Annotated in this window: 22 protein-coding genes and 1 pseudogene; 10 read left to right on the top strand and 13 right to left on the bottom strand. The window is 59.9% G+C overall.

Features of this window, described 5'->3' with window-relative positions; translation table 11 throughout:
* Window positions 1-125: 125 nt before the first annotated feature.
* Genes mksF through mksB form a run of 3 tightly spaced genes read right to left on the bottom strand, consistent with a single transcriptional unit; the run spans window position 126 to window position 4931 of the window.
* The gene (gene mksF, locus ACW9IR_RS09875) at window positions 126-2966 is read right to left on the bottom strand and encodes an Mks condensin complex protein MksF (protein ID WP_102901100.1); all 2841 of its coding nucleotides are present in this window, start codon (window positions 2964-2966) and stop codon (window positions 126-128) included.
* The gene (mksE, locus tag ACW9IR_RS09870; RefSeq protein WP_007912968.1) at window positions 2963-3664 is read right to left on the bottom strand and encodes an Mks condensin complex protein MksE; all 702 of its coding nucleotides are present in this window, start codon (window positions 3662-3664) and stop codon (window positions 2963-2965) included. Before mksE ends, mksF begins: the two co-directional genes overlap by 4 nt.
* Window positions 3654-4931: an Mks condensin complex protein MksB gene (gene mksB / locus ACW9IR_RS09865; protein ID WP_176470127.1), complete on the bottom strand. Its 1278-nt coding sequence runs from the start codon at window positions 4929-4931 to the stop codon at window positions 3654-3656. Before mksB ends, mksE begins: the two co-directional genes overlap by 11 nt.
* 244 nt (window positions 4932-5175) lie before the next feature.
* Here mksB and ACW9IR_RS09860 point away from each other — a divergent pair, with 244 nt between their 5' ends.
* Window positions 5176-5925 carry an energy transducer TonB gene (locus tag ACW9IR_RS09860; protein WP_457462979.1) on the top strand — a complete coding sequence of 250 codons (750 nt, stop codon included), beginning with the start codon at window positions 5176-5178 and terminating at the stop codon, window positions 5923-5925.
* Window positions 5918-6370 carry a ribosomal protein S18-alanine N-acetyltransferase gene (gene rimI, locus ACW9IR_RS09855; RefSeq protein WP_007912963.1) on the top strand — a complete coding sequence of 151 codons (453 nt, stop codon included), beginning with the start codon at window positions 5918-5920 and terminating at the stop codon, window positions 6368-6370. Before ACW9IR_RS09860 ends, rimI begins: the two co-directional genes overlap by 8 nt.
* Window positions 6371-6470: 100 nt before the next feature.
* Here rimI and ACW9IR_RS09850 read toward each other — a convergent pair whose 3' ends face one another.
* Complete coding sequence (locus ACW9IR_RS09850) at window positions 6471-6875, bottom strand: serine kinase/phosphatase (RefSeq protein ID WP_457462975.1); 405 nt, start codon at window positions 6873-6875, stop codon at window positions 6471-6473.
* Window positions 6876-7016: 141 nt separating this feature from the next.
* Between ACW9IR_RS09850 and can the strand changes: the two genes are divergently transcribed.
* Entirely contained in the window at window positions 7017-7661 is a 645-nt protein-coding gene (can, locus tag ACW9IR_RS09845) for a carbonate dehydratase (RefSeq protein WP_064120416.1), read from the top strand.
* A gap of 20 nt (window positions 7662-7681) precedes the next feature.
* Here the strand turns inward: can and ACW9IR_RS09840 are convergent, their stop codons facing one another.
* From ACW9IR_RS09840 to ACW9IR_RS09820, 5 genes are all read right to left on the bottom strand, one after another.
* Complete coding sequence (locus tag ACW9IR_RS09840; RefSeq protein WP_102901106.1) at window positions 7682-8206, bottom strand: SET domain-containing protein; 525 nt, start codon at window positions 8204-8206, stop codon at window positions 7682-7684.
* A 180-nt stretch (window positions 8207-8386) separates the two neighbouring features.
* Entirely contained in the window at window positions 8387-9574 is a 1188-nt protein-coding gene (locus ACW9IR_RS09835; protein WP_110721197.1) for a hypothetical protein, read from the bottom strand.
* 120 nt (window positions 9575-9694) lie between these two features.
* Entirely contained in the window at window positions 9695-11395 is a 1701-nt protein-coding gene (acpA, locus tag ACW9IR_RS09830) for an acid phosphatase (RefSeq protein ID WP_457462972.1), read from the bottom strand.
* 121 nt (window positions 11396-11516) lie between these two features.
* The gene (locus tag ACW9IR_RS09825; protein ID WP_102901111.1) at window positions 11517-11837 is read right to left on the bottom strand and encodes a hypothetical protein; all 321 of its coding nucleotides are present in this window, start codon (window positions 11835-11837) and stop codon (window positions 11517-11519) included.
* A gap of 124 nt (window positions 11838-11961) precedes the next feature.
* The gene (locus tag ACW9IR_RS09820) at window positions 11962-13380 is read right to left on the bottom strand and encodes a short-chain fatty acid transporter (RefSeq protein WP_102901112.1); all 1419 of its coding nucleotides are present in this window, start codon (window positions 13378-13380) and stop codon (window positions 11962-11964) included.
* 350 nt (window positions 13381-13730) lie between these two features.
* Here ACW9IR_RS09820 and ACW9IR_RS09815 point away from each other — a divergent pair, with 350 nt between their 5' ends.
* From ACW9IR_RS09815 to ACW9IR_RS09795, 5 genes and pseudogenes are all read left to right on the top strand, one after another.
* Window positions 13731-15044: an MFS transporter gene (locus ACW9IR_RS09815; RefSeq protein WP_102901113.1), complete on the top strand. Its 1314-nt coding sequence runs from the start codon at window positions 13731-13733 to the stop codon at window positions 15042-15044.
* A gap of 68 nt (window positions 15045-15112) precedes the next feature.
* Window positions 15113-15937, top strand: a pseudogene (locus ACW9IR_RS09810) (PAS domain-containing protein); the annotation flags it as partial.
* The gene (locus tag ACW9IR_RS09805) at window positions 15917-16477 is read left to right on the top strand and encodes a methyl-accepting chemotaxis protein (protein WP_371748318.1); all 561 of its coding nucleotides are present in this window, start codon (window positions 15917-15919) and stop codon (window positions 16475-16477) included. The pseudogene ACW9IR_RS09810 and the gene ACW9IR_RS09805, both read left to right, overlap by 21 nt.
* A 165-nt stretch (window positions 16478-16642) precedes the next feature.
* A complete protein-coding gene (locus tag ACW9IR_RS09800) occupies window positions 16643-17242 on the top strand; it encodes a flavin reductase family protein (protein WP_401046820.1) in 600 nt (199 codons plus the stop codon).
* A gap of 75 nt (window positions 17243-17317) precedes the next feature.
* Window positions 17318-17950: a LysE family translocator gene (locus ACW9IR_RS09795; protein ID WP_150693125.1), complete on the top strand. Its 633-nt coding sequence runs from the start codon at window positions 17318-17320 to the stop codon at window positions 17948-17950.
* A gap of 82 nt (window positions 17951-18032) precedes the next feature.
* Here ACW9IR_RS09795 and ggt read toward each other — a convergent pair whose 3' ends face one another.
* Window positions 18033-19865 (bottom strand): gamma-glutamyltransferase, encoded by a 1833-nt coding sequence (ggt, locus tag ACW9IR_RS09790; protein WP_457462968.1) that lies wholly within the window; start codon window positions 19863-19865, stop codon window positions 18033-18035.
* 268 nt (window positions 19866-20133) lie between these two features.
* Between ggt and ACW9IR_RS09785 the strand changes: the two genes are divergently transcribed.
* A complete protein-coding gene (locus tag ACW9IR_RS09785; protein ID WP_457462966.1) occupies window positions 20134-21231 on the top strand; it encodes a DUF2817 domain-containing protein in 1098 nt (365 codons plus the stop codon).
* Window positions 21232-21313: 82 nt separating this feature from the next.
* Here the strand turns inward: ACW9IR_RS09785 and ACW9IR_RS09780 are convergent, their stop codons facing one another.
* From ACW9IR_RS09780 to ACW9IR_RS09770, 3 genes are read right to left on the bottom strand one after another with little or no spacing between them, the layout of a single operon-like run.
* A complete protein-coding gene (locus ACW9IR_RS09780; RefSeq protein WP_457462964.1) occupies window positions 21314-21565 on the bottom strand; it encodes a bacteriocin immunity protein in 252 nt (83 codons plus the stop codon).
* Window positions 21566-21595: 30 nt separating this feature from the next.
* A complete protein-coding gene (locus ACW9IR_RS09775) occupies window positions 21596-21853 on the bottom strand; it encodes a bacteriocin immunity protein (protein WP_457462962.1) in 258 nt (85 codons plus the stop codon).
* 4 nt (window positions 21854-21857) lie between these two features.
* Complete coding sequence (locus tag ACW9IR_RS09770; protein WP_457462960.1) at window positions 21858-23105, bottom strand: S-type pyocin domain-containing protein; 1248 nt, start codon at window positions 23103-23105, stop codon at window positions 21858-21860.
* Between the two features lie 296 nt (window positions 23106-23401).
* Here ACW9IR_RS09770 and ACW9IR_RS09765 point away from each other — a divergent pair, with 296 nt between their 5' ends.
* Entirely contained in the window at window positions 23402-23878 is a 477-nt protein-coding gene (locus ACW9IR_RS09765; protein ID WP_457462958.1) for a helix-turn-helix domain-containing protein, read from the top strand.
* The last annotated feature ends 65 nt before the right edge of the window (window positions 23879-23943 follow it).

Genomic DNA, 23943 nt, shown 5'->3' with positions numbered 1-23943 from the left:
CGTTTCAATGTGGGAGCGAGCTTGCTCGCGAAGAGGCCTCAAAGCCCAGCACAAATCCCCAGCCATAAAAAAGGGCCGCGATCTCATCAGATCGCGGCCCTTTTTTTGTCTTCAGTTAACGCCGGTCAAACCGCATCCAGCTCCGGTTCATCTGCTTCAACATTGACCGTTGCCTTCACCACATCATGACGGCGGATGTACTTCCAGTCCGCCTCATCAATGTAAATCCCCGCCGGGCCGCTGCCGCCTTCCAGGTCGATCGCGACACTGGCGCAGACCTGCGGCTTCACACTCGCCAGAATCGGTACAAAACCCAGTTGCAGACTGGTTTCCAGCAGCGCAGCCTGGTTCTTCTCGTCGATATCCGCCGCCTCGTCGAGGTAGTACGGCAGACGCACGCGGCCGGCCTGATCGCGATCCATCAAGTGCAGCAACAAGTACATGTTGGTCAGCGCCTTGATGGTCATGGTCGTGCCGTTGGATGCCGCGCCATCGATGTCGGTGTGGATAACCGGCTGACCGTTGACCTTGGTGATCTCGAACGCCAGTTCGAACAAGTCCTTGAGGCCGAGCTGGTTGTGGTTTGCCGCCACCAGCCGCGCCAGGTATTCCTTGGCCTCTTCGTTCTTGTTGTCCTGTTCGGCGCTCTGGCTCAGGTCGAACACCGACAGGGTTTCGCCTTCTTCGTACTGACCGGCGCTGTGGATGATCTGGTCGATGTGCTTGAGGGCTTCCTTGTTCGGCGCGAGAACGATGCGGAAGCTTTGCAGGTTGGACACCTGACGCTTGTTGATCTCGCGGTTGAACAGCGCCAGTTGATGCTCAAGGCTGTCGTAGTCGCTGCGGATGTTGCGCAGGGTCCGGGCGATGTCGGTGACCGCCGCGCGACGGGCCTTGCCCAGCGTCAGCGCTTCGTCGGTACGGTGCGCGTAAGCGTTGATCAGCAGTGACAGACGGCGCTCCATGTCGTCTTCGCTGTCGAACTTGGCCACGCCTTTCAAACGCACCTGCGCGTACAGCGCTTCGATCTGGCCATCAGCGCGCAGCAGGCCTTGCCAGCTGTCCTGATAGTCGTTTAGCAGCGGCAGCAGGTTGTCCATCGAGTCGTCGACCGGATCCATGAACGGCGTACCGAACGGCAGATCTGCCGGCAACAACTGACGACGACGCAACGCATCGTCGAGCGTGCGTTGCTTGGCTTCCATATCCGCGATCTGGCGGCCGACCAGTTGCAGCTTGGCCGACAGTTGCTGGACACGCTCGGTGAAGGCGTCGCTGGAGCGCTTGAGTTCGTCCTGCGCGCCTTCCATCTGCGCCAGTTGCTCGAGCTTGTCGCTTTCTTCGGCGCTCAGGGTCTGCGTGCGGCGGAAATCCTCCAGGGCTTTCTGCGCATCCAGCACTTGCTGGTACAGCGCTTCGGTCTGGGTCTTGCTCGCGGCGCGGTCGGCGGCCACGGCCTGCTGGGTTTTCAGTTGCTTGAGTTCTTTTTCCAAGCGTTCTTTCTGATCGCGCAACGCGGCACGGTCAGCCAAGGCTTGCAGCGCCGGCGGCTCAATGTGCGAGATGTCGATGGACAAGCCCGGCACTTCAAAACGCTCGCCCTTGAAGCCATCGAGAATCAGCTCAACCGATTTGACCCACTCGCCGTCGTCGTCGAGGGTGATGCCGTGTTCACCCAGCGGCAGGCTGAACAGGGCGCTGTTGAACAGACGCATCAAGCGCTCGACGTCCTGTTGCGAGAACTCTTCACGCAGGCGGGCGTAGCTGTTGTTGTCGGCGTGGTCGAGTTGCTGCTTCACCGACTTCAGGCGTTTTTCCAGATCGCGTACGCGCTCTTCCAGATCTTCCGCACTGAACTGACGGGATTGCGCCAAGGCGCCGGCCAATTCGTCGTGAGCGTCTTTGGCAGCGAGCAATTGTTGCTCGAGCACTTTGACGTCATCGACCAGGGCGAAGCGATTCTTCAACACCGACAACTCGCCGAGCCAGCGCTGGATGCCGGAGATTTCCCGCTCCAGACGCATCAGTTCCTGCGTGCCGCCGCGCTGATCGTTTTGCAGACTGTCCTGCTCGCCACGGTAGTGGTCGGCCTGAATCGTCAGCTCTTCCTTGCGCGCACTGGCGTAGTCCGACCAGGTGCCGAGCAGCGAGTCGAGCAGCGGCGACAGGCGATGCAGTTTGCCGCGCAGCACGTCGCGCTGTTTCACGCCGTTGGCCAAGGCTTCAACCAACGGGCCGGCAGCGACCAGCGAGTTGTAGTCCTGTTCCATGCGACGCACATCGCGGAAGGCTTCTTCACACGCGGCGATGTAATCGACACTGCCGGAACGCAGGCTGTGCTCGAAGGCATCGAGGAACAACTGCTTGAGCTTGGCCGCGGTGATTTCGCGCATGTGCAGCAGGTTGATAAACAGCGCACGGAAGGTCTTCAGGCTCTGTTCGCTGGTGGAGCGCAGCGGAATCAAAGTCAGGTCGAGCGGGATCGACGTGTGACCGCCAACCAGCAAACGGCGCAGTTCGTCCGGCTTGAGTTCGTAGGCTTTCAGGCCTTCTTTCTCAAGGTTGCTGAACAGCTCTTTCTGGCGCAGGCAGGTGTCGTTCTTCTGGTAATGCGCCAGATCAAGCTTGCCGGCGTAGGCAAAGAACTGGTGACCGAAACCGCCGCCCGGGCCGCGACCGACCACGCCGATCACGTGCGGGCCATGGGGCAGATTCACTTCAACGAGGATGTAGCTGGTGTCGGAAGCGAAGTAGAAACGCCGCGACTGTTCGAGGCTGTACTTGCCGAAACTCATGTCCGACATGCGCGCCAGAATCGGGAACTGCAAGGCGTTGATCGACGCCGATTTACCGAGGTTGTTCGCGCCGTAAACCGACAACGGTTCTTCCAGCGGGAACAGGCCGAGGCTGTAACCGGCGGTGTTCAAAAGGGCAAAGCGGCGGATGCCGTAGCGTTCCTGGCTCATGCGTCGGACTCCTGTTCTTCGGCAATGGCGCGGGCCAGTGCGTCTTCTTCGCTCTCTTCTTCAAACTCTGAGAGATCGAGCGGATCGTCGGTTTCGAGGAATTTGGCTTCCGCCGCTTCGTCGATCAGCACTGGTGCCGGCAGCGGCAGAACGCTGTGCACGCTGGCTGCCAGATCGCGGTCCTGCTGCACCGACAGGCACACGTCGAGGAAACGGTGCATCGGCGGCAGGAAGCGATAAACGCCGTTTTCTTCGCTGGCAAAACCGAGTTGAGTCATGCGGCGCATGATCTTTTCTTCGAGCTCTTCAACGGTCTGCACTTCGGCCTGAATGAACAGGTCGCGGTATTTCTCGAGCAGCGATGGCAACTCTTCGCGGCCGAGGCTGCCGCCATCGAGCACGGCAATCGGGTCGCGGCCCTGATCGGCCAGGTGCTCGACGAGGATGAAGGTGAACAGCGCCAGACGCTGGGCAGTCTTGTTCACCGCCGCAGCGGCCATGTCCGGCACGAAGTAGTAGAAACCACGGGTGTCGCAGACCAGCTCAAAACCCAGCGCCTTGAACAGCGTGCGGTATTGATCCTGGAAGTTCGACAATTGCGCGTACAGCTCCGGATCGCGGCGGCTGACGTGGTAACCCTTGAACAGCTCGCGGAAGATCGGCGCGAGTTGCGACAGTTCGGAAAGATCAAGATGCATTGGGGATGCTCGCAGAATTCTCGGAGGCAGAGTCGCTGGCCGAGAGCAGGGCGAAGGAGCGCAGGCTGACCTGGTGCTCGTGAGTGTGGTATTCGCGGCGTTCCAGACGCTCGCGCTTGAAGCGTTTTTCCCGCGACAGGCGCGAGAACCAGTAGAGCAATTCGTCGGTGGCGCCGTCCGGCTCCTGCTCCAGCAGCCAGGTCATCAGATCCGGCATCGGCAGGGCTTCTTCGCAACGGTCGACCATCTCGCGAACGGTGCGTGGCGCGCGTGGGGCTTCGCCTTTCTGCGTTTTGTGCGCCTTGGGGAAGCGCGCCGGTTTCGGCTCGAAACGCGCCAAGGCATACACGTAGGCTTCGACCTGACTGGCGCTGCCGAGGAAGGTGCTTTGCGGGCGGGTGAACAGCGGCATCGCCGCTTGCGGCACGGCGTCGATGCCTTTGCGGCGGATCGCCGCCAAAGCCAACGCGGCGCCACGGGTCACGGCGTTGTGCCGGCGCGCTTCTTCACGCAGCGGCAGCAGCAATTCGCGGGCATGACGCAAGGTCAATTGCGCGCTGGTCTGCATTTCGAGGATGCGTGCGTGGGTGCGCAGCAGCATGTCGTCATCGACCAGATGGCCGAGACGCTGTTGCTCGCTGAGCATCTTCAGCAGCACGGTTTCGACCTTGCGCACGCCTTGTTCGAAGGCGCCGTCGGCGTTCACCAGATCGATCATCGGCTCGACGTATTCGTCCCAGGTCGCCAGTACTTCAGCGTAACGCTGACGCAATGGAATCTGCCGATCGCTGGTCTTCGCCCGTTCAGCGACGGCCACCAAGGCCTGTTCGTCGTTGTCGAGCTTCTTCAGCACATCGCGCACGCGCATGTCGAGCAGGCGCAGCTGGCGGGCGAGATCGTGGCCGTCGCGAACCTCAAACGCGTCCTGGATATACCCGGCCAGACGCTCGAGGTGACGCAGATAGGCTTCGATTTCCAGGCACAAGCCCAGTCGGTGCTCGCGACGCAGGTAAGCGAGGAAGTCGTGAATCTGCGCGTTCAGCTCGAAACGGTTCGGGCTTTTCGCCACCGGAATCAGAATATCGAGACGAATCCACACGTCGAGCAGGCTGGTGATGTCCTGCGGCGTGCTGTCCAGTTGTTGGGCGGCCAGTTGCGAGCGCAGTTCGTTGAGGCTCAATGTGCCTTGGTCGAAGTGCTCACACAGTGGCTCAAGCAGTGCCCAGTGTTCAGCGAGGGCGCGCAAGACGCGCTTGGGTTCGATCATCGGAATGCCCGGCTGGTTGGCAATGAAAAGCGGCGATTGTACTGCATCACGAAGGATGCGATTCACTCTCGGGACGGGCTGTCGCATTCTTTGTATAAAGAGCGTGGGTAAAGCGCCTCGTGAAAGAGTATCGATCTACAACGGGCGATCTTGAACGAAGGGCGGTAGAATCAGCGCACTTCAGTTATCCACAAGTGGCCGACCTTTGCTAATCGAGTCCCGCCGCCGCGCCTATTTGAACGCCATGCAGGTGGTCAATTGGCTGCCGCGCACCGAATTGCCCTTCGCCGCACCCTCGCGGCCCGAGCTGCTGGACATGCCCGAGCCCGAGGTAGAAGCGCCGGTTGTGTCCGCGCAGCAAGCCGAAGCGCCGGTGCAAACGGCCGCCGCTCGTCCGGTCGAACGGCCGAAAATCGAAGTGCCACGACCGTCGTTGGCGAGTACCCGCACCGGTGCCAAACCGGTAGAAGAGGCCGACGACACGCCGGTTGTCGCCAAACCGGCGCCAGTGCCACCGCCACGTTTTGCTCTGCAATTGCTCCGTGCCGGGCGTTGCCTGCTGCTGGTCGAGTTACCCACAGGCGAACCGTTCCAGTCCCGCGATCCCGCCTATCTGTTACTCAAAGACATGCTGCGCGCCGCCGGTCTGCCGGATGCACCGCAAATCGTCGGCGAGCCTGTGCGCTGGCCGTGGCTCAATCGCGGCACGATGGATCAAGGCCCGGAAGCGGCGCGTGACTTTGTGCAGGGATTCCTTTCCGTGCAAATGGAAGCCGCTCCGTGTGCCTGCCTGTGGCTGATCGGCCTGCCGGCGGTGCGTTTTGCCGGTGAGGCGGATGCCGAAGCGTTCAATCGTGAATTGCAGATCGAAGGCCTGGGCTCGGCTTGGGCCATTCCCGGTCTGGAATTGTTAATGGAAGAGCCACAGCGCAAGGCCGCTGTGTGGCAAGCCATGCGTCGGCTGATGGCGCGCTGGAAAGAATCGAATGAGTGACGCTGTATCGTTCCGCCCGATGACCGAGGCGGATCTGGAAACCGTGCTGAAAATCGAGTACGCCGCTTACAGTCATCCGTGGACCCGGGGGATTTTTCTCGACGGGCTGGGCAAGTATCAGATCTGGCTGATGTTCGAAGGTGAGCAGCAGGTTGGCCACGGGGTGGTGCAGATCATTCTGGATGAGGCGCATCTGCTCAATATCACCGTCAAACCGGAGAATCAGGGGCGCGGGCTGGGCTTGACGTTGCTCGAGCACCTGATGTCGCGGGCGTATGCGGCTTCTGCGCGAGAATGTTTTCTGGAAGTGCGTGACAGCAATACGGGCGCGTTCAAGTTGTATGAGCGTTATGGCTTCAACGAGATTGGCCGGCGTCGGGATTATTATCCGGCGGTGGGTGGGCGTGAAGATGCCGTGGTCATGGCCTGCACTTTGGTCGATTAAACCTTAAAAGCATCGCGAGCAGGCTCACTCCTACAATTTGGAATGCGTTCCCTTGTAGGAGTGAGCCTGCTCGCGATAGCTATTTACCAACCGACACAGATCAGCGGTTGCCATCCAGCGGATCACGCCGCGCCAGTTCCGCCTCATCCAGCCCATTGCCACCGCCAATGTCATCTTCATCGACAATGCTCAGATCCCAATCGGCCTGATTGCCTTCCCCGGTCTCTTCGGCATCCCGCGCGCCATCTTCATGAATCAGTGTTTCCGGGCTCAGATCATCGTCGGTGGGTTCATGGTCAGCGGTCGATGCGCCGGTCAATCCGGCCTCACGCACCCGCTCACGCGGCATCAACTGCTCACGTTCAGGCTCCGGGATCTCATCACCGATTTTCGCGCTGGGTTGGTCTTCATCGAAATCCAGCTCATGCACCGAACCCATGCGGTCTTCGTTATCATCGATGGGCTCCGGTTGCACTGCATCGTAAGGGCGTCGTGAATCAGTCATGGCAATTCCTCATACTGTGGGCCTTACTTAGGTGGACTCACCGGGCACACGAGAATTCCAATGAAATCACTTGCGGTTCTGGCGTGACCCCGACGGGCGGTCGTCTGTCATACCAGCGCATCTTTCTTGAGGCCTTACAGCATGCATGACTTACAAGACCTGATTGATAACAACGAGCGTTGGGCTGACGCGATCACCAAGGAAGACCCGGATTTCTTCGCCAAACTGGCGCGCCAGCAAACGCCGGAATATCTGTGGATCGGCTGCTCCGATGCGCGAGTGCCGGCCAACGAGATCGTCGGCATGCTGCCGGGCGATCTGTTCGTGCACCGCAACGTCGCCAACGTGGTGCTGCACACCGACCTCAACTGCCTGTCGGTGATCCAGTACGCAGTGGACGTGCTCAAGGTCAAACACATCCTCGTCACCGGCCACTACGGTTGCGGCGGTGTGCGTGCGTCGATGCAGGACCGGCAGTTCGGCCTGATCGATGGCTGGCTGCGTTCGATCCGCGATCTGTACTACGAAAAGCGCGAGGAACTGGCCAAGTTGCCGACTGAAGAAGAGCAGGTTGATCGCATGTGCGAACTCAACGTGATCCAGCAAGTGGCCAACGTCGCTCACACCAGCATCATCCAGAACGCCTGGCATCGCGGGCAGAGCCTGTCGATCCACGGTTGCATCTACGGCATCAAGGATGGCCGCTGGAAAAGTCTCAACACCACCATCAGTGGTTTCGAGCAGTTGCCACCGCAATATCGTTTGCGTCCGGTTGGCGCGGTATAACTCAGCTTCCAGCGCACCTTTCAGCGCGACCCTGAATGCCGCCAGCGCTGTAGAAAGTGCTGACCTTCGAGGGTGGGTGCTTCGTCGTAGCCGGTGATCCACCCACGGCAGCGTGGCGAACCGCAACCGCAGGCAAACTGGTGCAGCAGTTTGTCTTCAGTGGCGGTGTAGTCCATGGTCAGCCGTTGGCCGCTGTGGATATCTTTCAACGCCCACAACCATAACTCGCTCATGTCGAGAAACACGTTGGGGTCGCACGCGTGTTCGATCAATCCGCAAAAGCGCGGATCGTAGATGTGGATGCCCGTCAGCAATTGTCGGGTCTGGCGGCAGCGATACGGCAGTAATTGTCCGGACACCCGGCACATCCGGTGGGTGTGCAGGAACTCGCGCCGCGCGGCGACCGCCGTAGGGGCGCCGTATCCATCCTGAAGGATTTCGAAATCGGCGCAGGCCGGAAACCCCAGGCGCACGGGCAAGCCGGCGAAGGGGTAGATGCCTTCGGTATCGCGCGGAGCAGAGTGCGCCATGGCGTGGATGTTCATAACAGTCCTTGTCGCAAGGCTTTTGCGACTTCCTTGGGTTGACGTCCTGTCACTACTGCGATGTCGGTACTTGGATCCAATCGTGTCTTATTAGGTATAGCCGGTCTACTGTCAGATCTGACAGGCGATATAGACGCTTTCCCGCGTCAGCATTGGCTGACACGGGAATGTCACAAGCAATTACAGGTGTGGGGCGGGAATAGCGGCTGCCGGCAGCGGCGCTTTCAATTGCTTCAGTTGCGATTTGATCGCAGTGGTTGTGCACTTGGCAGCGGCCTGCTCCGGGGTCAGGTTGCGAATCGAGGTGTAGAACAGCTCGCAGGTTTTGACTTTCTGCGTGACCTGCCACGTCTGCGTACAGCTGTTGAGAGTGGCCTGCGCATCACTGCCCGGTTTGCTGCCCATGCCAGCCTGCCAGCAGGCGGCGCTCAAATCCTGCCCCATGACTTTCAGGCCCGCAGCATCAGCCTTGGCCTGTGCATCGTCGCCGGTGTAACTCTTCGGGTCGGCTGCGTACCAGATATAACTTGGGTGGTTGGAACCCAGCACCGGCACTTTCACACCTTCGCTCGGGCTGATGGTTGCCAGCCCCAAGACATTCACGGTTGGCCCGTATTGCTGCTTGATCCAGTTACGCACCGGCGCGCCGAACGCGACCATCGGCAACGTCGTGCCGCTGGTGGTCTGGCTGAACTGCTTGACCAGTGTGGTCTGGTAATCCTTGAAGTAGTCATAGACGCCTTCCAGATCGCTACCGGCGTTGGACGGCGCAGCGATCGGGGCAATGTCGATGATGGTCTGGAAGGCCGGCGTCTGCTCGGCAGGAATGCCATTGTCAGTCAGCAGAGTTGCCCAGCGATCGGTGGTGTTCGAACGCAGATAATCCTGTGCCTGGGTCAGCGAGTAATCCGGCGGGAAGTGCAGCAGTTCGACACTTTTACGGTTCTCCAGGGCCATGCCCAGTGGCAGGAACAGATACCAGCTGTAGGCCCATTTGCCGTCGGCGTTGAGCTTGCTGGCACCGGTGTAGGCCAGATCACCCGCGTCCAGTAGCGCCGATAGGGGCTTGTCGTAATCCTTCGGCACGCCGGTGATTTCGGCGTAGAGCTGACCGTTGTCGGTTTTTACCAGCACCTTGGCATCGGCATAACCATCGCGTTGCACGCTCTGGCTCAAGTAATGGGTGACGGTCTGTTCCAGCGTCCAGTTGCGGAAGCAGATGACGTTGCAGTTGTTGGGGTAAGCGAAGAGGCGGGTGACGCGTTCGGTGCTGCCCAGTTTCAGATCGACATCGGCGTGGGCGGCCGCGCTCAGCGTGAGTGCGGCAAGAGCCAGTGCTGTCGGGTTAAGTCCTGCGAGTTTGAACATGCTCAGATCCTTTTCAGCGTGGGTTCCCCCGCGTATCGGGGGCGCCTCATAGTGGATCAGCCGCGTTTGACAGAGAAGCCGTCATCGGCAGATTTTTGCGCAAACTCACAGGGCTGGTTTTCAGGCCTGAAAATGCAGGGCGTTGGTCAAATCGCCCATGGGTTTCTGACCCCGGGCAATCATCGCCTCGTCCCGTTGTTTGAGGCCGTCGAGGGTCTCCAGTTGGAACACACGGGTGATCAACCGCAGGATCGATGCCGTGTCGTAGACCGTGTGATCCACTGTGCCCTTGCGCGCAAACGGCGACACCACCAGCGCTGGCACGCGTGACCCAGGCCCCCAGCGGTCGCCCTTGGGCGGTGCGACGTGATCCCACCAGCCGCCGTTCTCGTCGACCGTGACGATTACCACCATGTTTTGCCACTGCGGACTTTCGCGCAGCACTTTCAACGCGCGCACGATGTGTCGATCCCCGGAAGCCACATCGGCATAACCGGCGTGCATGTTCAGGTTGCCTTGGGGTTTGTAGAAACTCACCGCCGGCAACTTGCCCGCTTCGGCATCGGCGAAGAACTTGTTGCTGCTCGATTCGTCACCCAAGCCAGCATCACGCAGACGCTTGTTGCGCTCGTCGGGGTTCTCCGGACCTTGCTGCTTGAAGTAGTTGAACGGCTGATGGTGATACTGGAAGTTGGGAATTTTCGGAATGCCGCCGGAATCCTTGTACTGATCCAGCGTCGCCTGCCACGCACCGGCATACCACGCCCAATCGATGTGCTTTTTCGACAGCTTGTCGCCAATGTGTTCGTGGGTCTGCGGCACCATGACGTTGGGCAGATCCGCTTTGGAATACGCCGGGCGCTCGGGGTCGCGAATCCAGGTGGGCCAGTAGGGCGGGGCGAGGGTGTTGACGCCGAAGCCATCCGGGGTCAGCGCACTCGGGCCGAACTGCGGCGGGCCGGTCATCGCGCTGGCGGGGGATTGCTCCAGCGGCTTGAGGCGTGGATCGGACGGATCGTCGCTTTGCAGCGCGGCGATCTGTGATTTGGCCACTGAATTGGCTGCGTCCGGATAGAACGGCGCGGTGGCGCTGATCAGGTATTGGTGATTGAGGAACGAGCCACCGAAGGCACCCTGGAAGAAGTTGTCGCACAGCACAAACTCCTGAGCCACATCCCACAGGCGCAGGGAATAACGGCTCTGCGCGTAGTGGCCCATGGTCAAGCCACCGGAGTCGGCCCAGGCCACGAAGCCATCGTTCTTGCCGCCATTGATCTGCATCTGGTTCTGATAGAACACGTGCCACAAGTCGCGGGTCACCAGACCGAACGGCAAGTCCTCGCCATTCGGGCCTTTGAGAGCGAAGGGCGCGTTGGGCAGGTTTTCCTGAAACTGTGTGGCGCTGGGGTAGGTCACGCCATCGAGGGTTTGCGGGCCGATCTGCAGGACGCCGCCCCAAACGGGCGGCAGGGTTTGCAGCAGCGAGCCGTCGCGATCGCGTTGTTGATAGTCAGCGGGCTTGAGCGCAGACAGCGGCTTTTCGACACCGGGGAAATCACCGAACAGATTGTTGAAACTGCGGTTCTCGGCGTAGATCACCACCACGGTTTTCACCTGATCGCGCAGGGCCTTGTCCAGCTCGGCTGGCGTCAGTGGGCGCTCCACCGGTTTGCCCGGCTTATCGCCCGCGCTGCCACAGCCGGCCAGTGTTGCACCGACACCCAGTACCGCAACGCCGCCGAGGAAGCGGCGGCGACTGGTGTCGGTGGGGTTATCGGAGTCTGCGGGGGATGCGTCGGTGCCGTTTGTATCGTCGATCATGTATCAGCCCGTTTTGCCTAAATGTTTCAATATGTTTCGGGCGGACGCTAACAAGACAGTGTGACGGTTGGGTGACAGTTCTCGATGAAAGGGCTATCGCAGGTCTGGATCGCTCAATGGATTACAAAAGACGCAAGGCCAGTTCGCTGCCAGCACACAAGTATTGGACTTGGGCGGTGACTGCGTCCTTGACGATCGCTTCGCCGGTGTCAGTCAGTCGGGCTTTCTTGGCATCAATGACCGAGGTCTGCAGCAGTTGCATGGCGACATCCATCGCCTTGTGAAAAGCCGTCAGGTTGTTGTGCTCGCCAAACTCACGGACAACGGCCTCCATTCGCAGGTCAGCGGTGTCGCGCAGCGTGTTGTATTCGACCACGGAAACGCTGCCGTCCTGATACATCTCCTGGAGCAGCGCATTCAGCGATTGGGATATTGGGGTCATCGGGTCTTCCTTGAATAGATGGAGTTGATCCGAGACAAGCTAAAGGAAGACGCCAACCAGCAATGTCAGGACTGTCCCACGCAGGATGTGGGACAGTGCAACAGACATTGTAAGAAAACGATCTTTACGGCATCACTGGCGGTGTATACGCCAATGTCGTCCCCAGCGCCCACAGCAAAACCAGCACCAGCGGCGTGTGCACCAACAGTTGTACAAACGAGAAACCGATCAGATCCCGCGCCTTCAGTCCGAGTACGCCGAGCAGTGGCAGCATGTAGAACGGGTTGATCAGGTTCGGCAGCGCTTCTGCAGCGTTATAAATCTGCACTGCCCAGCCGAGGTGATACTGGAGATCGTTGGCGACCTGCATCACGTACGGCGCTTCGATGATCCACTTGCCGCCACCCGACGGAATGAAGAAACCGAGAATCGCCGAGTACACGCCCATCAGCAGTGCATAGGTGTCGTGGGAGGCGATGCTGACGAAGAAGGTCGAGATGTGGTGCGCCAGGGTCTGCGCATCGGCGCCTTTGACCGTGGTCATCAGCGCGGCAATCGAGCCGTACAGCGGGAACTGGATCAACACGCCGGTGGTGGTCGGCACCGCACGGGCCACGGCATCGAGGAAGCTGCGCGGGCGCCAGTGCAGCAGTGCGCCGAGCATGATGAACAGAAAGTTGTAGGTGTTCAGCCCGGAAATCGCGGTGATCGCCGGTTTGCTCGAAAACTCATGGAACAGCCATCCCGCCGCGAGCAGCACCAGCACAATGATCAGCAGCGGACTGTGTTCCAGCCATTCACCGGGCCGCGTACGTGGTTGCAGCGGTGGCAGGTTGAAGGCCGGGTCGATGCCGCAGGCCTTGGCGTCGCGCGCCGAGTTCGGCCCGGGGGCGGTGGCGTAGGCGATGATGATCGAGATCACGATCAGCGCCAGCAGCATCACGCCCGATTGCCAGAGGAAAATCGTTTCGGTGAACGGAATCACCCCTGTGATCGACAGGATCGACGGCGGCAGGCTGCCGGGGTTGGCCTGCAACTGTGCAGCCGACGACGACAAGCCCAACGCCCACACTGCGCCAAGGCCCAGATAAGCGGCGGCACCGGCGGCGCGGTAATCCATTTTCAGATCGGTGCGGCGGGCGAGGGCGCGCACCAGCAAACCGCCGAACACCAACGACAGGCCCCAGTTGAGCAACGAGGCGACCATCGAGATCAGCGCCACCCACGCTACAGCGGAGCGGCCGTTTTTCGGGATGCGTGCCAACCGGTCAATCAGTTTCACGGCCGGTGGCGAGCTGGCGACCACGTAGCCGCCGATCACCACGAAGGCCATTTGCATGGTGAACGGAATCAGGCTCCAGAAGCCGTCACCGAACGCCATCGCCGCATCGGTGGGTTTGGCGCCCATGGCCAGCGTGGCCAAAGCGACGATGATCACGGCCAGCGCGGCGAATACCCAGGAGTCGGGAAACCAGCGTTCGGCAAAATTGGAACAGCGCAGGGCAAAGCGTGCGGAGCGGCTATCTTCGATATCAACGGCCACAGGGAGTACCTCGGATTTTTATGGTTATTGTGGTCCGGGGGAACGCTCGCCGATCTCGACAACACAGAGATCCCTGTGGGAGCGAGCCTGCTCGCGAAAGAGGCCGGTACATTCAACATTGAGGTTGCCTGAACTGACGCTTTCGCGAGCAGGCTCGCTCCCACATGGGGTTCACGACGGTTGGCCGGCGTTGGCGTGGTCCCGCTGGACAGGCATTACAGTAATTCAACTACCGATGCTTTGTGAGCCGCTTTTGCAAAACCGGGACTATGGTCTAACGGGTTGTCCATCCGGCCATTTACGTAGACCATGGGCGCCTTGGTTTTTTGCCTGTTTCCGAGTTCTTTGCCATGACTGCCCAATCCCCGGCCAAACCCGCGCCGTTCAGCCGTTCCGACTACAAGACCCTCGGCCTTGCGGCCCTTGGCGGCGCGCTGGAAATCTACGATTTCATCATTTTCGTATTCTTCGCCCTGACCCTCAGCCAGCTGTTCTTCCCGCCGGAAATGCCCGAGTGGCTGCGTCTGCTGCAAAGCTTCGGGATTTTCGTCACCGGTTACCTGGCGCGGCCCTTGGGCGGGATCCTGATGGCGCATTTCGCCGATCGCTTGGGGCGCAAAAAAGTCTTCAGCTTGAGCATCCTGATGATGGCGCTGCCGTGCCTGCTGATCGGGATCATGCCGACCTACGCCCAGATCGGTTACTTCGCGCCGTTGCTGTTGCTGGCGCTGCGCATCCTCCAGGGCGCGGCGGTCGGTGGTGAGGTGCCGAGCGCCTGGGTGTTCGTCGCTGAACACGCGCCGGCCGGCCATCGTGGTTACGCCCTGGGTTTTTTGCAGGCCGGGCTGACCTTCGGTTACCTGATCGGCGCTTTGACCGCGACGTTCCTCGCACAAGTGTTCACCCCGGCGGAAATCCTCGATTACGCCTGGCGTTACCCGTTCCTGCTCGGTGGCGTGTTCGGCGTGATTGGCGTGTACCTGCGCCGCTGGCTGAGCGAAACCCCGGTGTTCATGGCCATGGAAGCGCAGCGTGAAGCGCGGGTTGAACTGCCGTTGCGCACGGTGCTGCGTGAGCATCGGCTGGCGATGTGGCCAGCGATGCTGCTGACCTGTGTGCTGACCTCGGCGGTGGTGGTGTTCGTCGTCATTACGCCGACCATGATGCAGAAAACTTTTGGCATGACCGCCAGCCACACGTTCGCGCTCAGTGCATTGGGCATTGTCTTCCTCAACATCGGCTGCGTGATCGCCGGGTTGCTGGTCGATCGTCTTGGCGCCTGGCGCACCGTCATGCTCTATAGCCTGCTGCTGCCGCTGGGCATCAGCGTGCTGTATGGCTGCTTGATCATGGGCGGTAACTGGGTCGGCCTGGCTTACGCGGTAGCCGGTGTGGCTTGCGGTGTTGTCGGCGCGGTGCCGTCGGTGATGGTCGGGTTGTTCCCGGCACGTATTCGCGTGTCAGGCATCTCCTTTACCTACAACATTGCCTACGCCATTTGGGCCAGTATCACACCGCTGTTGCTGATCGGTCTGATGCCGTGGAGTCCTTGGATCTGTGTGATGTTCTGTGCGGTGATGGGAGTGGTGGGCATTCTGACGGCGGCGTATTTCGGTGCGCGAATGCCGCGTTCGGGACAGTGTCAGGTGGCCGGAACTGCGTGACTTTACCGCTCAGAACTATTTTTGACTGACGAGTCGCCAGCGCTCTTCAGAAAAGGTTTTCAAGGCCGATGGCTAGATTGCATCCCGCTTTCTATCCTGCCCATCGGTACTTTCCCATGTTCAACAAACGCTTGAAGCAAGAGCTGGCCGCTCTTCGTGAAGAACTCTCCAGCCTCGTGCAGGTGAAGGAAAGCCTGGAAAGCGAGATGCTGGTGCTGAACCTTGAGCCCGACGGGCGCATTCAGTCGGTCAACCAGAACTTCCTCACCGAGATGCTCTACAAGAGTCATGACCTGATCGGTCGGGCGATTGAAGACATCGTCCCGGCCCACGTGAAGTCGGACGAATTCCATCACCGCTTCAAAAACGCCATGAATCGCGGCGAGCATTTCGCCGGTGCCGTGCGCCTGCTGCGTGGCAATGGAGAGGAAGCATGGCTGCGTTCGATCGTGCAACCGGTGCGCTCTTCGGATGGGCGGATCAAGCACATTTCGCTGTTCGCCAGCGACCTGACCCGCACCATTGAAGCCTCCCGTGAACACGAAAACCTGATCGGAGCACTGGTGCGTTCGACCGCTGTGATCGAGTTCGACCTCAACGGTAATGTGCTGAACGCCAACGATCGCTTCCTCAGCGGCATGGGTTACAGCCTGGCGCAGATCAAGGGCAAACATCACCGCCTGTTCTGCACCCCGGAGGAATACAACAGCGCCGAGTACCAGAATTTCTGGCGTCGTCTGAACAACGGCGAATTCGTCGCTGACCGCTTCAAACGTGTCGACAGCCACGGTCGTACGGTCTGGCTGGAGGCGTCCTACAACCCGGTGGTCGATGCCAACAACAAACTGTACAAAGTGGTGAAGTTCGCCACCGTGATCACTGATCAGGTCAACCGCGAACAAGCCGTCGCCGACGCGGCGAGCATTGCCTACAGCACCTCGCAGCAAACCGACAGCACCGCGCAACGTGGTACCACGGTGGTGACTGAAGCGGTCAACGTAATGCGTGATCTGTCGCGGCACATGCAGGCTGCCGGTGAGGGTATCGAAGCGCTGAACGAGCAGTCGCAGGTGATCGGCACCATCGTCAAAACCATCAGCGGCATTGCCGAACAGACCAACCTGCTGGCGCTCAACGCTGCCATTGAGGCGGCGCGCGCCGGTGAGCAGGGCCGTGGTTTTGCGGTGGTGGCCGACGAGGTGCGACAACTGGCCTCGCGCACCAGCCAGGCGACCGAAGAGATCGTCACCGTGGTGCGACAGAACCAGGAAATGGCGCGCAACGCCGTGGCGCTGATGACTGATGGCAAGCTCCAGGCCGAACAAGGGTTGGCGCTGGCGGCAGAGGCGGGCACGGTGATTGTCGAGATTCAGGACGGTGCACAGAAGGTCGTCAACGCCGTCGGCCAGTTCGCCAACCAACTCTCCCACTAATCTCCACTGATCCATTGTGGGAGCGAGCCTGCTCGCGAAAGCGGTGTGTCATTCAACATTGATGTGACTGACCTATCGCCTTCGCGAGCAAGCTCGCTCCCACAGGTTCTGTGTTTCTTCAGTGGCAGCGCTACAATCGGCTCCTTTTCCCCCGGAGCAGATCCCATGAGCGATTCCCACCGCCGCCCGGTGCCCCTGAACAAAGCCTACCGTTTGCTCAACCACGGGCCGACCGTGCTGGTCAGCGCCGCCCACGACGGTCAGCGCAATATCATGGCCGCCGCTTGGGCCATGCCGCTGGATTTCGAGCCACCGAAAGTCGCCGTCGTCCTCGATAAATCCACCTGGACCCGCCAACTTCTCGAAGCCTCGGGCACCTTCGTGCTCAACGTCCCTTGTGTCGATCAAGCCGACATTGTGCAAACCGTCGGCAATACGTCGGGCCTTGAAATCAGCCAAACTCAAGGACAGGACAAGTTTCAGGCGTATGGTCTGCAGACTTTTGCCGGTGAACAAGTCGAAGCGCCGCTGCTTGACGGCTGCGTCGCCTGGCTCGAATGCCGTTTGCTCCCGGAGCCGCGCAATCACGAGCAGTACGACCTGTTCCTCGCCGAAGTCATCGCCGCCCACGCCGATGAGCGCGTGTTCAGCGAAGGGCGCTGGCATTTCGAAGGACATGACGGTTTGCGCACCTTGCACCACGTGGCGGGCGGGCATTTCCTGAAGATTGGTGATGCGGTGGATGGGAAGACGTTAGCGGTGTGAATAGCGGCTGATGGCAAAACATTGCAGGATGTTGCAAGGTAGAGGGCATCGTCGAACCAATCAGGCAAATGCCCCATGGATCTTTCCCTTTCGAGTTATCTGGCGCCGCTGCTGTCGTTGGCCCTGTTGTGGACGGTGGCCGTGGTCACGCCCGGCCCGAACTTCTTCAACATCGCGCAACTGGCGGTCAGCCGTTCCCGCCGCCACGGTGTCGTCGCGGCGCTCGGCGTGGCCAGCGGAACCGTGTTGTGGGGGCTGGCGGGTGGCCTGGGCATTCAGTCGCTGTTCAGCGCCGCACCAGCGCTGTACTTGAGCTTCAAGATTGCCGGTGGCTGCTACCTGATCTACCTCGGGCTCAAGCAGTTCAAGCGCAAGGCGCCGATCGTCCCTGGCACGCTCGATACCTCGGAGCAAACGTTGCTCGGCGCTTACGGGCGGGGCTTTCTGGGCAACATGACCAACCCCAAATCCGCATTATTCGTCGCCACCATTTTCGCCACCGCCATGCCGGCTCACATCCCGCCGCTGTTGCTGGCGCTGGCGGTGCTGACCATGGCGACGCTGTCGTTCAGCTGGTATTGCTGCGTAGCGCTGTTCTTCGCCAGTCGGCGGATTGCCGGTGTGTATGAGCGTTCGCGGCAGTGGCTGGATCGGTTCGCGGGTGGATGCTATCTGCTGTTCGGTGCGCATCTGGTGGCGAATCGCTGATATCGGGTGATTTTCCGGGTTAAATCCGCTGCATGAAAAAAGGCCTACCTCGCGGTAAGCCTTTTTTGTTTGCGTACTACCCTCAATCCCCCAACGCTTCCCCTTCACGCCGTGGATCCGCGCCACCTTCCAACGACGCTTTCGCCTGTGCATCCTTGACCCGCACGATGGCTTGTATGCCGCTGGTCATGTCGATTTCATTCACCGCATGCCCTTTGTCTTTCAGCGCCTGAATCAGCGCCGGGCTGAATTGGCCTTGTTCCAGTTCGGTCGGGCCGTTGCGGCTGCCGAAGTTGGGCAGGCTGATGGCGCTTTGCGGGTCGAGGTGCCAGTCGAGCAGGCCGACGGTGGTTTTCGCTACGTACTCGATGATTTGCGAACCGCCGGGCGAGCCGACCGTGGCGACGAATTCGCCGCTGTGGCGATCGAAGATCAGTGTTGGCGCCATCGACGAGCGCGGGCGTTTGCCGGGTTCGACACGGTTGGCGACTTTCTGGCCGTTCTCTTCGGGGATGAACGAGAAATCGGTCATCTGGTTGTTCAGCAGAAAGCCCTGAACCATCAGGTGCGAGCCGAATGCGGCTTCGATGGTGGTGGTCATCGACACGGCGCCGCCGAGGTCATCCACCGCGACCACTTGCGAGGTGGAGATGCGCAGCGGCGAGCGGTCCGGCGCATAGGCAACCTGCACACCCGGCGGTGTGCCCGGTTTGGCGCTGCCCATGCTGCGTTCGCCGATCAGGCTGGCGCGGCTGGCCAGGTAACCCGGATCGACCAAGCCTTTGACCGGCACCGGCACAAAGTCGGTATCGGCGACGTATTGCGCGCGGTCGGCGTAGGCCAGGCGTTCGGCTTCGGCGATCAAATGCACAGCCTCTGGCGCCGGTTCGATGCCAGCCGGTTTGTCAGTTTTCACCGGTTTGAGCGGTGTCAGCGAAAGACGTGGATCGCGGGTTTCCAGCGCCTGCAACGTACCGAGAATCTGCGCCACGGCGATCCCGCCCGACGACGGTGGCGGCATGCCGCAGACCTGCCAGCGTTTGTAATCGGTGCACAGCGGCGCACGTTCCTTGGCCTGATAGCGCTGCAAATCGTTCAGCGACAGGCTGCCGGGGTTGGCGTGGCCTTGCACCTTGGCGACGATTTCTTCGGCGATCGGGCCTTTGTACAACGCATCCGGGCCTTCATTGGCGATGCGTTTGAGCACCGCGGCCAGCGCCGGGTTTTGCAGGCGTGTGCCGACGGCTTTGACGCTGCCATCGGCATTGAGGAAGTACTTGGCCATGTCCGGCGACTGGCGAATGACTGGATCTGATTCCAGCAGCGAATGCAGGCGCGGCGAAATGGCAAAGCCTTGCTCGGACAGTTTGATCGCCGGTTCAAACAGCTTCGCCCATGGCAGCCGACCGTGTTGTTTATGTGCCATTTCCAGCGCGCGCAACACGCCCGGCGTGCCGACCGAGCGACCGCCGATCTGCGCCTGCGGGAACGCCATCGGCTGGCCATCGGCACGCAAGAACAGCTTTTCGGTGGCGCCGGCCGGTGCGGTTTCGCGACCGTCATACGTGCGTACCTGTTTGCCGTCCCACAACACGATCATCGCGCCGCCGCCGATCCCGGAAGACTGCGGCTCAACCAGGGTTAACACCGCCTGCATCGCAATTGCCGCATCAATCGCCGAACCGCCCTGACGCAGCATCTCGCGCCCGGCTTCAGCAGCCAGAGGGTTGGCAGCCGCTGCCATGTGTTGGCTGGCGTGACGGGTTTGCAGGTCGGTGCGGTAACCGGACGCGGCTTCCGGTGCCAGCGGCAAGGTCGAGGAGGGCGGGGCGTTGCACGCGGTGAGGGTCAGGGCGCTGATGATCAGCGTCAGGGCAGGCAGGCGAAAGCGGCTTAAGGGCAAGGCTGAAAACACGCGGGCTCTCCGTCCGTGGGATAAAAGTCTTCGGGACTTTATCGACCGCCCGGTCGCGACGCAAACCGGTGGGCATTTTTGTCTTTCTTTTCGGGGCGGATGTTCGCTAGGGTCAACCTCAATCGACCTATTGCACACGTCCCCTGTAGGAGTGAGCCTGCTCGCGATCGCGGTGGGTCAGTCAGCAATGATGTTGGGTGTGATGACGCTATCGCGAGCAGGCTCACTCCTACATAGGTCAAGGCAAAAAAATCACCAGAGGCCGAACATGCACAGCGAGTTCCCCACCGAATCCAGCTACCGCGATCAACGCGAACAGTTTCTCGTCGCCGCTAATGCCGCCGGCGCCACGCTCACCTCCTACGCACATCCACGCTGCGGCCCCTTCGGTGAACCGCTGAGCACCGACGTCGCCGTGCTCGGCGATCCCCTGGCCAAGCGCCGACTGGTAGCGCTCAGCGGCACGCACGGCGTCGAGGGTTATTACGGCTCGGATTGCCAGATCGATTGGCTGAAAACCTTCGAACCCGGCTCACTGCCCAAGGATGTCGCGGTGGTCATGGTTCACCTGATCAACCCATGGGGCACGGCGTGGTTGCGCCGGGTCAACGAAGACAACATCGACCTCAACCGCAATCACCTCGATTTCACCGGGCCGCTACCGGATAACCGCGCGTACGCCGCACTCCACGAAATCTACGCCTGCACCGATTTGCACGGCCCTGAGCGCCAACGCGCCGATGCCTTGCTCGATGCGCAAATCAACGAACACGGCTGGCCGGCAGTGATGTCGATTGTCGAGGGCGGTCAGCACAGTCATCCCGATGGACTGTTCTATGGTGGCCGTGCGCCGAGTTGGTCGAACCGCACGTTGCACCAAATCATCGAAACGCATCTGGCTGGCGCTGAAACCGTGATGTGTTTCGACCTGCACACCGGCGCCGGTGAGTACGGTCATCCGATGTTGCTGACCATCACCCAGGCGCCGTACCCGGCACTCGCGCAAGCCCAGGCGATTTATGGCCCATGGCTTTACACGCTGCACACCGGCGCCGATACCTTGAGCGAAACCGGAGTGGCTGCGACGGCTACCGGGTACACCTCGCAGGCATTGCTCAATGCGTTGCCGAGCATGCAACTGATGCCGTTCGTGATCGAGTGCGGGACGTATCCGGGGCCGGAGGTACATCGGCATTTGCGCGATGACCATTGGCTGCATTTGCATGGCGATCCGCTGGACGCGACGGGGAGGGGGATCAAGTTGAATCTGTTGGAGCAGTTTTATCCGGCTGATCCGGATTGGCGGGCGATGGTGGGGTTGCGGACTCGGCAGATCTGGGCGAAGGGGTTGTTAGCCCTGTCGTGAGTAGGTCAGACATAGCGTTGTGGTGAGGAGCTTTATCCCCTCGCCACAAGTTCGGTGATCATCTCGAGGTGTAAATTAGTACTTATTGCTTGAACCCAGGCAGTCCATTCGCGGCGCGCCACTGCTTCACTGTTTCGGTGATTTCTTCGGCCGTTAGGGATTTGCTCAAATCTTCCGGCCAGTAAATCAGATCAGATCCCGCCGGGTGTTCAGAGAGACGCGTAAACTCCATTAATAGCGGATCAAGTATTTCATCGGGGCTGGTGTTGGCGGCTAGTACGGATTCTAGAAATTCAACGAAATCAGCTTCTGTGTAGTCAGATATTTTTGTCATGCAATGCTCGGTTTAAATGGGCGAATTGAATTACTGTTTGAATCCGGGTAGCTCATTGGTGGCGCGCCATTTCTTTACGGTTTCGGTGATGCCTTCAGGGGTGCAATCAGCGTCATCCTCCGGCCAATAAATCAGGTCAGTACCCGCGGGATGCTCGGCGAGCTCACAGAATTTATCCAATAGATCCGCCAACACCATCTCTGGCGTGCCATCCCCATTAGAAGTGAATATTTCCTGCAATAAGCTAATGAATTGCACTTCGGTGTAATCAGTAATTTTATTTGCCATGAGGTTATTTCCGGTGAATATCTATATGGTTTTTTGGCGTGCTGACCCTTAAGTTCTCGATGTCATACACAGCACCACCTTCCGATACCCGTACAACGTGATGCAGTTCGTAAGTTTTTCTTTTACCCGCAGCATCTTGATACCGGGCATGAGGCGCGCTGCCACTGCGCATAAGCGCAATATTCTGCGGTTTAAATTGCTCAGCCAGTTCTGGATCATTCACAACCTCAGTCCAAAACGCCTTTCTGAAGGCATCGAAGCTTGAAAACTCCCGCCCCCTGAGCCTATCCGCAATCCGTGTAGGAATCGGCGCACCGATCCCCGTTCCCGCCCCAGCAAGCCATATCCCCGACACATCCTCACCAACCCCCGTCACTGTACCCGGCGTCAGTCTGGCCGGCCTCGAAAACACCACATACAGTGACTTCAAACCAGTGTCCGCCGGGAACACCAGAATACAATCCTCGGCAGTCATGTCCTCGCCGGGCAGGCCTTCTATCTGGCTGTCAGTGTTCTCGGCAATCGGATGAACAAGGATCGTGTTCAGTGGCTCGCCGTGTTCGGGATAGACCAGCGGCGGCATAGATCCTAGGGGCCCGCGTTGCGGCGTCCACAAAATCGTGATGCCGTTGAGCTTGGCCTCCATCGCAGTCTTGTCGCTGTTCCACTCGACTTTGACTGTACGCACCGAGTCATCGCCCGAAGCGCCGGAGTGGATGCCGTAAACCTGCATGATCCCTTCGGCGTCACGCCGAAACTGGAAGCGCACACGAGTGGGAGCGTGGCTCATGCGGCGTAGTTGTTCGTCGGTGTGCAGCGTGCCGTCGCCCATGCGGGTCGGCAGCATCCCGAGGACGAACACGCTGGCCGGCCCAGCAGCGCCGCGAATTGCCCAGTTGAGGCGCTGTTGCAGAATCCCGTCGCCCGCCAACCGGCCCAAGGCCAGATCGGCGCCTATCGCTGTCGCGACAGCGGTGCTGGCAGAGGGCAAGAGCATGGCGCCGGCGACCATGACCTTGCCGAAGTTGCTGGCGGGTTCGGGTGCCGTACCGGCGTCCGTTCGGCACCAGTTATCCACAGTGCAGGACTTGGCGAACACCTGATCTTCGCGGGGCTTGGGCGTTGGCCATTCATCCTTTTCGACGTACACCGGCTCCGGCGGGGGAGGCGGATTCCAAGCCGCCCACGAGCCGTTCCATCTCGGACGTTTCCAAGGCCAATCTTCATCGAAGAGAGATTTGAATCGAGCCATGCCAACTCCCTGTATGGCTTTGAATCGAGCCAGGGAAGCTTGTCGGTCAATGGGGGATTCGGGCAAACCGATGGGGTGACTTTCAGGCGAGAGATTTTACGAAAAATCCAATTCGTACCTGAATCGGACTCGTTTCCTACAGCGCTCTCTCGGCCTGTTGATTGGCGATCGGTTCAGATGAACCAGCGGTGCTTCGCGCTTGTAGTCTTTTGCTTTGGATGGAGGGCGCGTCTGAATTTGTCCTACAGGTTTTTCAGGTCGACAACTTACGCGCCTTTACCTGAGGATGTTTTCTGTTGTTTTTTCCAGGATGGATTTCAGATGAAAGGGATAAGTCCGTTGCCATTCAATTCTATTTTCAGTCGGCCATTGTCATGAGTGTCTCCAATGAGGACCGCGATTTTCTGGTGGCGATGGGCAGTCGCATTGCTCACTTACGCACAGTGCACGAGATCACACAGACTCGGTTTGCAAGGGCTTTAGGTCTTTCCCGGCAGACCTTTCAGGGCTACGAGGAGGGCACCCGCAGCATGCCGGTCACGACGCTGCTGAAGATGGCATTTGCGCTGCGCGTGCCTGTTGAAGACCTGCTCGGGGTTCCCTCGTACACGCAGACGCCCAGACGCAGCTTGACCTCGACGTGGTATCGACGGCTGCAGTCCATCAATGAACTTTCGAAGGTCCAACAGAAGGTCATTGCGCAGATGCTTGACGCCCTGATCGCACAGGCAGCGACCAAAGCGAGCAACGAAGAGAAGGATATTTTGAAGTAACAGATTACCGAGACTTTTCTCGAGGCATAAAAAAACGGCCTACCTTTCGGTAAGCCGTTTTTAGT

The sequence above is a fragment of the Pseudomonas sp. SDT291_1_S447 genome (genome assembly GCF_054070155.1).
Note: the sequence above shows the minus strand (reverse complement) of the source record. Positions and strands in the feature narration are given on the sequence as shown.

Coding starts and splice junctions, on each gene's coding strand:
- mksF (WP_102901100.1), bottom strand. CDS start 2,966: ATGAGCCAGGAACGCTACGGCATCCGCCGCTTTGCCCTTTTGAACACC.
- mksE (WP_007912968.1), bottom strand. CDS start 3,664: ATGCATCTTGATCTTTCCGAACTGTCGCAACTCGCGCCGATCTTCCGC.
- mksB (WP_176470127.1), bottom strand. CDS start 4,931: ATGATCGAACCCAAGCGCGTCTTGCGCGCCCTCGCTGAACACTGGGCA.
- ACW9IR_RS09860 (WP_457462979.1), top strand. CDS start 5,176: ATGCAGGTGGTCAATTGGCTGCCGCGCACCGAATTGCCCTTCGCCGCA.
- rimI (WP_007912963.1), top strand. CDS start 5,918: ATGAGTGACGCTGTATCGTTCCGCCCGATGACCGAGGCGGATCTGGAA.
- ACW9IR_RS09850 (WP_457462975.1), bottom strand. CDS start 6,875: ATGACTGATTCACGACGCCCTTACGATGCAGTGCAACCGGAGCCCATC.
- can (WP_064120416.1), top strand. CDS start 7,017: ATGCATGACTTACAAGACCTGATTGATAACAACGAGCGTTGGGCTGAC.
- ACW9IR_RS09840 (WP_102901106.1), bottom strand. CDS start 8,206: ATGAACATCCACGCCATGGCGCACTCTGCTCCGCGCGATACCGAAGGC.
- ACW9IR_RS09835 (WP_110721197.1), bottom strand. CDS start 9,574: ATGTTCAAACTCGCAGGACTTAACCCGACAGCACTGGCTCTTGCCGCA.
- acpA (WP_457462972.1), bottom strand. CDS start 11,395: ATGATCGACGATACAAACGGCACCGACGCATCCCCCGCAGACTCCGAT.
- ACW9IR_RS09825 (WP_102901111.1), bottom strand. CDS start 11,837: ATGACCCCAATATCCCAATCGCTGAATGCGCTGCTCCAGGAGATGTAT.
- ACW9IR_RS09815 (WP_102901113.1), top strand. CDS start 13,731: ATGACTGCCCAATCCCCGGCCAAACCCGCGCCGTTCAGCCGTTCCGAC.
- ACW9IR_RS09800 (WP_401046820.1), top strand. CDS start 16,643: ATGAGCGATTCCCACCGCCGCCCGGTGCCCCTGAACAAAGCCTACCGT.
- ACW9IR_RS09795 (WP_150693125.1), top strand. CDS start 17,318: ATGGATCTTTCCCTTTCGAGTTATCTGGCGCCGCTGCTGTCGTTGGCC.
- ACW9IR_RS09785 (WP_457462966.1), top strand. CDS start 20,134: ATGCACAGCGAGTTCCCCACCGAATCCAGCTACCGCGATCAACGCGAA.
- ACW9IR_RS09780 (WP_457462964.1), bottom strand. CDS start 21,565: ATGACAAAAATATCTGACTACACAGAAGCTGATTTCGTTGAATTTCTA.
- ACW9IR_RS09775 (WP_457462962.1), bottom strand. CDS start 21,853: ATGGCAAATAAAATTACTGATTACACCGAAGTGCAATTCATTAGCTTA.
- ACW9IR_RS09770 (WP_457462960.1), bottom strand. CDS start 23,105: ATGGCTCGATTCAAATCTCTCTTCGATGAAGATTGGCCTTGGAAACGT.